Annotated in this window: 7 protein-coding genes; 4 read left to right on the plus strand and 3 right to left on the minus strand. The window is 36.9% G+C overall.

What is annotated here, in order from left to right; genetic code table 11:
• Positions 1–1,143 precede the first annotated feature (1,143 nt).
• The 3 genes from aroQ to accC are packed head-to-tail and all read left to right on the plus strand — an operon-like array spanning position 1,144 to position 3,410.
• On the plus strand, positions 1,144–1,599 hold the full coding sequence (aroQ, locus tag FTU22_RS15975) for a type II 3-dehydroquinate dehydratase (protein ID WP_078190789.1): 456 nt from the start codon (positions 1,144–1,146) through the stop codon (positions 1,597–1,599).
• 15 nt (positions 1,600–1,614) lie between these two features.
• The gene (gene accB / locus FTU22_RS15980) at positions 1,615–2,031 is read left to right on the plus strand and encodes an acetyl-CoA carboxylase biotin carboxyl carrier protein (RefSeq protein WP_078190790.1); all 417 of its coding nucleotides are present in this window, start codon (positions 1,615–1,617) and stop codon (positions 2,029–2,031) included.
• Positions 2,032–2,048: 17 nt separating this feature from the next.
• The gene (accC, locus tag FTU22_RS15985; RefSeq protein WP_111885487.1) at positions 2,049–3,410 is read left to right on the plus strand and encodes an acetyl-CoA carboxylase biotin carboxylase subunit; all 1,362 of its coding nucleotides are present in this window, start codon (positions 2,049–2,051) and stop codon (positions 3,408–3,410) included.
• A gap of 74 nt (positions 3,411–3,484) precedes the next feature.
• On the opposite strand, the gene FTU22_RS15990 is transcribed toward accC, so the two are convergent.
• The gene (locus FTU22_RS15990) at positions 3,485–3,967 is read right to left on the minus strand and encodes a hypothetical protein (protein ID WP_078190792.1); all 483 of its coding nucleotides are present in this window, start codon (positions 3,965–3,967) and stop codon (positions 3,485–3,487) included.
• A gap of 299 nt (positions 3,968–4,266) precedes the next feature.
• Between FTU22_RS15990 and FTU22_RS15995 the strand changes: the two genes are divergently transcribed.
• Positions 4,267–5,649 (plus strand): GGDEF domain-containing protein, encoded by a 1,383-nt coding sequence (locus FTU22_RS15995; RefSeq protein WP_249679873.1) that lies wholly within the window; start codon positions 4,267–4,269, stop codon positions 5,647–5,649.
• 24 nt (positions 5,650–5,673) lie between these two features.
• Here FTU22_RS15995 and FTU22_RS16000 read toward each other — a convergent pair whose 3' ends face one another.
• Complete coding sequence (locus FTU22_RS16000; RefSeq protein WP_180095420.1) at positions 5,674–6,834, minus strand: MFS transporter; 1,161 nt, start codon at positions 6,832–6,834, stop codon at positions 5,674–5,676.
• Positions 6,835–7,116: 282 nt separating this feature from the next.
• Positions 7,117–8,514, minus strand: coding sequence for an iron-containing redox enzyme family protein (locus FTU22_RS16005; protein WP_180095423.1), 1,398 nt, complete (start codon positions 8,512–8,514; stop codon positions 7,117–7,119).
• Positions 8,515–8,913: the final 399 nt, after the last annotated feature.

Consider the following 8,913-nt stretch of genomic DNA (forward strand, 5'->3'; position numbering starts at 1 on the left):
ATCCATGCACGTGTAGCAGTCCTTAACAGATTTACGGAATTAGGTCGCCCACTTACCCAAGTTACGCCTTAAATTTGGATCAATTAGGGGCGCTTTGCATTTCAAATCTTTGTGCAACAAAGCCATTCATTTATAGAAAAAGACTCAATGCGGTAGATTCCACCTAAAAGTATAAACAAGAAGAAAGGAAACTTATTCAACACATATACCGCTAAAACACAGTAATAGACGAATAAAAAATAGAATCAGCATGCAAACAGCAAGCTTCTTTACCACCACAGATTTAACTTTTGCCAATACCTGTACAAATTTGGACAAATACCCGATTTTCCAAACTTACATGATTTATGAAAGAAATCGTCAATGCCTTGCACGTTTCATAGATTCAAAACACTGACTAGAAAATACACAGGATGGTTAATACGCTTATATATAGGTCTATAAAGTATGACTTAGCTAGGCAATAAATGTTCATCATATCTAAAGCTGCCTACTTATAAGGAAATGCTCCCATAGAATATTCAATTCACTGAGGCAAACAAAATATCTAGCGTGAGCCCTATCATTTATGAAAACCTTTTATTGGCCTAGAAATATGCTTTATAAACCATAAAAAAAATTAACTATCTTTTAGTTTTTATATACTTAGCATACAAAGCTGATTTATTATTTCAAATAACTCGATTGAAAACTGAGAACAATTTAGATTCCTTTACACTCGAAATAAGTTAAACCTTAGAATTTTTTAAGTCGCTGTATAAATACCATCTTTACGGCTATGCATGCTTAGGCTGTTCAACTAAAGATCTATAAGGTGGATACACAAATCAGCACACCTTTTAGATCATTCGCACTGGTTATTGCTAAACGTACGCACCACGATAAAGCAAGTTTACACAAAAAATATCAAAAGTTTTAGCCAATTGGGTTTAAAATGATGTCCTACAATATAATGATAAAAATGTAATCTTTTAACATTGCCAATTCTCTGCAAAGTTCGCATTATATAGCCCATTCTCGGCACATGCTTTTCACGTCAATTCAAAGAAATTATAAAAAAAATGTGGAATTTTATGCCATAATGAGCAAACTTTGCAGGTATCTTGCAAAGTAAATTTGCAACTTTTTATTGGAGCAGGCTGAATGAGCTCGACCATTTTGGTCATTCATGGACCGAATCTCAACTTACTGGGAAAACGTGAACCCGAAGTTTATGGCTATCTAACACTTGAAGATATCAACCAAAAACTGATTTCACAGGCTCAAAACGCTTCCATTTCTCTCGACACTTTCCAAAGTAATTGGGAAGGCGCTGTCGTCGACCGAATTCATCAAGCGCAACAAGAAGGCGTTCAATTCATCATTATTAACCCAGCAGCCCTAACACATACTTCGGTTGCTGTGCGTGATGCCCTTCTTGGTGTAGCCATTCCGTTTATCGAAGTACATCTATCAAATGTCCACGCTCGCGAAGCATTTAGACATCACTCCTATCTATCTGATAAAGCCGTTGGCGTTATTTGTGGTTTAGGTGCAAAAGGCTATGCCGCAGCACTAGACTTCGCCATCGAAAAAATTCAACCAACTTCTCAATCTTAATTAGGAATACTGTTCATGGATATCCGTAAAATCAAGAAACTCATCGATTTGATGATTGAATCTGACTTACAGGCGATTGAAGTTAAAGAAGGCGATCAATCTATCGCTCTAACTCGTCGCAATCCAGTTGTTGCTGCCGCTGCGCCTGCTATGGCTGCTCCCGCCGCTGCACCTGCTGCACCTCGTTCACCACGTGGTGCTGTTGAGCCGTCTCCTATGGTTGGTGTGTTCTATGCTGCGCCAAATCCAGGTGAAGCACCATTTGTTAAAGTTGGTCAAACTGTATCTGCTGGTGAAACACTCGGTATCATCGAAGCAATGAAAATCATGAACCCAATTGAAGCAACTCAAAGCGGTGTGATTGAAGAAATTTTGGTTAAAAATGGCGAAGTGATCCAATTCGGTCAACCATTATTCCGCTATCGCGCTTAAGACCACGGGGAATCACAATGTTGCAAAAAGTTTTAATTGCAAACCGTGGTGAGATTGCGCTCCGCATCACACGCGCTTGCAAAACTTTAGGAATTAAAACCGTAGGGATTTATTCCGATGCCGACAAAGACCTAATGCACTTACGCTTCTGTGACGAAGCTGTGTGCATTGGACCAGGTGCCAGCAGCGAAAGTTATCTTAATATTCCTGCCATTATTACAGCGGCTGAAATCACCGGTGCAGATGCCATCCATCCAGGTTATGGTTTCTTATCTGAAAATGCTGAGTTTGCTGAAATTGTAGAAAACTCAGGTTTTATCTTTATCGGCCCGCGTCCTGAACACATTCGCTTAATGGGGAACAAAGTTTCTGCCATTATTGCGATGAAAAAAGCCGGCGTACCGACTGTTCCGGGTTGTGACCATGCTGTAACGATTCACAATGCATTGGCAGAAGCCAAAGAAATTGGCTTTCCATTGATTGTAAAAGCTGCCTCAGGTGGTGGTGGTCGTGGTATGCGTATCGTTGAACGTGTAGACACGCTACTCGAATCTGTACAAGCTGCTCAACGTGATGCGGAAATGTGGTTTGGTGACGACACCGTTTATATGGAACGTTTCCTTCAAAAGCCACGCCATGTCGAAGTGCAAGTTCTTGCAGATGGTAATGGCCATGCAATTCACCTTTATGATCGTGACTGTTCATTGCAACGTCGCCATCAAAAAGTGCTTGAAGAAGCGCCTGCACCGGGTTTACCTGAAGAAGCACGTGCGCATATTCTTGAAGCGTGTGTAAATGCTTGTAAATTAATGCAATACCGTGGTGCGGGTACATTCGAGTTCTTATTTGAAGAAGGTGAATTCTTCTTTATTGAAATGAATACTCGTGTACAAGTAGAACATCCTGTTACTGAGCAAGTGACTGGCGTAGATATTATCGAGCAACAATTACGCATTGCTGCCGGTTTAGGTTTGGATCTTCAACAAGAAGATATTCAACTTAAAGGTCATGCGATTGAATGTCGTATTAATGCGGAAGATCCATCTACATTTATGCCTTCACCGGGCAAAATCGATCATTTCTATGCACCGGGTGGCGCAGGTATCCGACTAGATTCTCATATCTATCAAGGATATAGCATCCCACCATACTATGATTCAATGATTGCAAAACTCATTGCGCATGGTAAAGATCGTGAAACCTCTATTGCGCGTATGAAACAAGCTCTCGAAGAGATTATCTTAACTGGCGTGAAAACCAATATTCCGCTACATAAAGATTTGATTCTTCAAGATAAAAATTTCTGCGAACAAGCAATGGATATTCACTATCTTGAAAAGCATCTATTAAAGAAAGTCGAAGGACATGAAGATAAATAAATCTTCAGCGTCAAAAAAACCACTCAAATGAGTGGTTTTTTATTTTCATAAGAAGAAATATCAATATGTCATGCTTAAGGCAATACTCGACGCAATGTCGCAAAACACTGCTGAGCCTGATCGTTAGCACAGAAGTTAATAACCGATGGACTTTTCCACTTTACAAAGTACTGTGAAATTTCGCCGGTTTGATCTTGAATATTGCCCGAACAATCCATCTGATTATTGTCATATTTCACTTGTAAAATCAGTGCTGGAATTTGCACATTCGGATCTTGCGCAGGTTGATAGTCATATACCCCAGATGACCACTCTTCACCGCTTTTGATCACAACATCATTATTGCTCTTAAAATTATAATATTCAACGCACTTTTTATTGGTCGGAATTTCCATACCCCATAAGCCGACCAATTCAGAACGTGTTGTCACCCTAAAGCTATTCACCGCTTCAACTTGATTTTTAGCCTCTGAATTTTGAGTTGTATTCTTATTATCTGCCGCCATCACCAACGATGAACTCAACATGAGTAAAACTGTAAGATATGCTATTTTCATACATTTAATCAGTCATATAAATCATGCTCTTAAAGTAACACATTTTTTTACAAATCCGCGGTTTATCACATTTTCATAACAATCATTTTTCCTATTTATCCAAAAAATCAATCTCGGTTAACGAAACTACAAATCAGCTAAATGCCAAACAAATCACACTATTTACAATAAAATAATATAAAATCTTTTTTATCGTTTAATATACGAAAAAAACGAATTCTCCCATATTTAACCTAGGCTTACATAAGCTAATGAAACTGCATTCGAATAGTCTTGCTCCGCTTAATGCACGCCACAGCATGGCTTTTGTAATAGTCGCTGCAGTTATTCTTTGCTGCTGCTTAATCGGTATTTTCACCCGCCCATTAAGCTATTTAGCGATTTTTTGGCCTGCGAATGCAGTATTGTTAGCAATATTCTTAAGGTTCCCTAAACTGAGTAATCTGGGAGGATGGTTAGGTGCATTTACCGGTTATATGCTCGCAGATTTAGTGACGGGCAATTATTTCCAACTCACTTTATTTCTCACTTTTTCAAATTTAACCAACAGCATGGTATCGCTATTTTTTATGCGATATTTTCAGGTGAACTATCAAAACTATAATAAAGGTTTCACCTTTCTGACCATGATTGTCATCATCGCCTGTGGTGGATGCCTTGCAGGTGCTCTTTTTGCTATTTTCACTGTGCCTTATATCCCCAACACGTTTATGTCGACCGATAGATTATCGATTGATTTTGGTATGTGGTGGATTACTGAAATATTAAATGCGCTGATTATATTACCGCTTATTCTGTCTTTTCCTAAACTGGCCGATCTTAAACTTTATTTCAAAGATCGACGTCATCAAAGCTTTCAGATCAATAAAATATTTCCGGCAATTGCAGTTATCTTCTGTGTATTTTTAACAGCTGTTTCTGCAGGTCCAGGGGCAATTCTCTACCCTTTAGCGGCTCTAATTTGGGCAGCATTAACCTATCGCTTATTTACCTTATCCCTAATTAATGCCGTGGTAATTTTAGCGACCTATTACAATTTAAATGCGTTCTACTTACACGATTCTTCATTAGCATATTTATCGACAGCAATTTCAGTTCGTATTGGCCTAGCCATGCTGATTCTCTCGCCGTTGATTCTTTGTATTATTAGCCGAAATCGGCACGAACTATATAAAGAGGTTTTATACCTTGCAAATCATGATAGTTTAACGCATGCGATGAATCGTCGATATTTTTTCGAGCAAGGTGAGCTTTACCTACAAAACCAAATTCAGCTTAACTTTTCCATTATCCTGATGGATATTGATCATTTTAAAAAATTAAATGATCAATATGGGCATTATGTCGGTGACCAAGTTTTACAAGAATTTTCGAGTATTGTGCGTAAGAATTTACGTGAAACTGATTTATTTGCACGAATTGGGGGAGAAGAGTTTAGTGTATTACTCACGAACATTGCTGCAACTGAAGCTCAAGGTATTGCTGAACGCATCCGAAAAGTCTTTGAAACTACACCTATCATCATTGATGAACAAAATACGATTTATATTACGGTGAGTATTGGTCTGATTCATCAGTCTTTGCCCAATGCTCCAAGTTTGCAAAGTATGATTAATCAAGCCGATCAGGCATTATATCAAGCTAAAGAACTCGGCCGTAATCAAGTGATTTTAGTCCATTGAGACTTTTCAATATACTGAATTGTTTCAAGCTGGCTTTTGGTTCGTTTTAGGCAAGCCCACGACCAAAAACATGGCAGGTATAACCGCCAGTCCTGCGATCATAAAAATAACGGGTCCCGAAAGCATGTCCCAATATCGACCTGCTAAAATACTGCCACTCGCAACACCTAAGCCCCACATGGTACTGTATAGCGCTTGACCACGCCCTTGTTGACTTGCGGTAAAATTTTGAAAAATGATTCGCATAGCGATTAAGTGGAATAATCCAAAACTAAAGGCATGAATCGTTTGCGCAGCAAATTGAGTGATAAACACCGTCGGATATAAGCCTACAATCAACCATCGCATCCCTGTTAGCCCCAAACAAATGAGCACTAAGTTACGCCAAGAATATCGATTAAAAAAGACATTGGCATAGGCAAACATAATGATTTCTGCAATGACTCCTACAGACCATAAAAAACCGATTTGGCTCGTCGAAAAATCAGCCTGCTTAAGGTAATTGCTATAAAAACTATAAAACGGTGCATGCGAAAAGAGCAGAAAAAATTCAATGATAAAAAAACTCGCTACAGCTGGTCGTTTTAAGATAGGCCAAAGTGGTTCAAGTTTTTTCTGTGAAGATGGTGCAGTAGCGGGCTCTTTAATCGTAAATGACCAAATAAATGCGAGAAATGCAATGCATAACAACATGATAGGTAGCATTGAAACAGGTATTATTTCTAGCAAAGCCCCTATTCCAAATACTCCAACAATGAAGCCAACTGATCCCCATTTTCTGATTTTTCCATAAAGTTCTGCACGCCGCTCAGCTAACCAAAATAAAGTTACTCCTTCAAACTGAGCCAATATAGCATTTTGAAAGAAACTAAAAACCAGCATGAGTAATGCAACAGACTGAAAACTGTTGGGAATTATAAAAATCAGAAACCAAATACAGGCTTCCATCCATGTTGCTATTCGGACTAAAAGCATGCGCTTGCCGGATTTATCTGCAATCCACCCCCAAATAAATGGGGCAAAAAAACGTGTCACAATTGCAATCGAAGATAAAATACCTATTTCTTGATAATTAAACCCTTGATCCTCTAGATACAAACTCCAATACGGCATGAATGTACCCACTATTGAATAATAGAAAAAGTAGAATCCACCGAGTTTGGAATGGATTGGAATGTTAAGCATCAAGCTGTATTCCTTTGTATTTACAATAGGTTATAAACTTTTCAGAGTTGTATACTTTTGCATCTAAAAGGCTTGGTTAGGATATGGCGAGTATACAAATTTATTTTAATTAAATTATTTCAAAATTTGTATACTTTTACAAAAAACTAAGCATTATTTTATTTTTTTATTAATAAACATGTATTTATTTTTATCTTTAGAATTATCACATATTAGTAAAAAAACCGCCCGAAGGCGGTTATTTTTGACGATGAAAGTTATAAATCTTTTGGAGTATTTATTTTATTGGCGGGCTATAGATGGAAATAAACACTCAACAATACGTTGGGTACTCCATAAACCAATTTCTTGATGATGCATATGAGGTGCTAAATACTTTAGAAGTTTGTTGATCTTGTATCCTGTATTCGTACTTCCATCAAATTGTTTCTTAAGCTCAGCCATTTCATGGTTCGCTAAATAACTAAATGAATTGGTCTCTAGGAAGTTTTTCACAAACTCATTATTCACTTGATTTTGCTTAGGATCTATAGATTTGCCAGCAATCCAATCATAAATAAAAGTTTTTTCAACAGCATTAAACACTCCAAACATTTTACCCTCTTCGTCGTGAATCATCTGCCAAAACCTACTCTCTTCAGGTGGTCGATTCAATTTTATCCAGCCCATACGTACAAGCTCAAAAATAAACTCTTCAACACTATCATCTTCAGATAGCCATTCATTCGTCGTTCTATTGTTAAACATACATTTATTACTATGCATATGTTTACCAACGATCGCTTTTTTCTTAAATATTTCTAGGACCATTTTTTCGGTGCTTAAATTTTTAATTATCTGAACTGAACTCATTCCCTTGTTATTTAGGAGGTATCCAATTTTGAGTTTACGAATGAACTCTTCTTTAGATCTGTACCTTGTAGAAAGTTTTTTAATGGCATTGGTCGCAAGCTGCGCATGCCCATTATCAAAATTATCTATCGTGATATGAACATTAAAATAGTGTGCATCAATTCCAAGTTCTTTTAACTCGTAATTGCTAATTAGCAAATGTAAAGGAAGTTGTTCATAGCCTAAATTAAAACCTGCTATCTCTGGTATAAACTCTGAAGGTGCATATGCAAGCGCAAGCTGTATTGCTGCCTGATGGTAATAGGCATCAGATAAGTTTAAAGATAGTTGATTCAAACCATGTGCCAGTAGTAGGTTTTCGTACATTCTCACGTGATTGGCTTTTTCTGAACCGAGACCAAGTTCCTCTAAATATATCTGGATAAAATCTCTAAATACTGGATCATTCCAATACTGAGTAAAGCTATATAGCCATGAACCATCCACTTTTTTAGTGGGTGCAACCTTGTATAAAAACTCATAAGCTTTACTAACTGATGAAAAATACTCTCTTCCTCCACCTTGCTTTCTTCTATCTAGGTATTCTTTATAATATTCACACTGTGTACGGTTATTATGATGAATCCAATCGACAAGATGGTCTATCTCATTTGGCATCTCATCAATGTGTTCGAGAGTTATAATTTCATTCTCTAAAACCTTAAATGCCTTTAATTCTTTGGCAGAATTAGGTATTGAAGCATCTAAGAAGAACTCAACAATTTCGAAATATTTCTGATGATCTTTGGTTATTAAATTTAAGATTCTTTCTTTTACTGCTGTAGGCATTATAATTCTCACGCGGTAAATGATTCTTCTTAACCATAGTTCAGAAAATAAGTAGTATTTGTTAATTTTTTTTAATAAAATTTAACGCAATGTAATATTTTAAAAATTTTAATATATAAAACACACCTTTAGCATAATTTTTAACAAGTTTTTAAAAAGTAACATTTTTTTGATGTGACTTAATTCACATATTCATATTTAAATATCAATTATGATTCTTTTATAAAATATTCATAGGATAATTTATATGAAATCAATTTTTGACTTTATTTCGGCTTTGTTGCACAAAGATTTGAAATGCAAAGCGCCCCTAATTGATCCAAATTTAAGGCGTAACTTGGGTAAGTGGGCGACCTAATTCCGTAAATCTGTTAAGGACTGCTACACGTGCATGGATCT

This window comes from Acinetobacter sp. YH12076 (assembly GCF_013419525.1).
Taxonomy (GTDB): Bacteria; Pseudomonadota; Gammaproteobacteria; order Pseudomonadales; family Moraxellaceae; genus Acinetobacter; species Acinetobacter amyesii.

What these genes read in the sequence shown, in the direction of transcription:
- aroQ (WP_078190789.1), top strand. Translation starts at nt 1,144, where the DNA reads ATGAGCTCGACCATTTTGGTCATTCATGGACCGAATCTCAACTTACTG.
- accB (WP_078190790.1), top strand. Translation starts at nt 1,615, where the DNA reads ATGGATATCCGTAAAATCAAGAAACTCATCGATTTGATGATTGAATCT.
- accC (WP_111885487.1), top strand. Translation starts at nt 2,049, where the DNA reads ATGTTGCAAAAAGTTTTAATTGCAAACCGTGGTGAGATTGCGCTCCGC.
- FTU22_RS15990 (WP_078190792.1), bottom strand. Translation starts at nt 3,967, where the DNA reads ATGAAAATAGCATATCTTACAGTTTTACTCATGTTGAGTTCATCGTTG.
- FTU22_RS15995 (WP_249679873.1), top strand. Translation starts at nt 4,267, where the DNA reads ATGGCTTTTGTAATAGTCGCTGCAGTTATTCTTTGCTGCTGCTTAATC.
- FTU22_RS16000 (WP_180095420.1), bottom strand. Translation starts at nt 6,834, where the DNA reads ATGCTTAACATTCCAATCCATTCCAAACTCGGTGGATTCTACTTTTTC.
- FTU22_RS16005 (WP_180095423.1), bottom strand. Translation starts at nt 8,514, where the DNA reads ATGCCTACAGCAGTAAAAGAAAGAATCTTAAATTTAATAACCAAAGAT.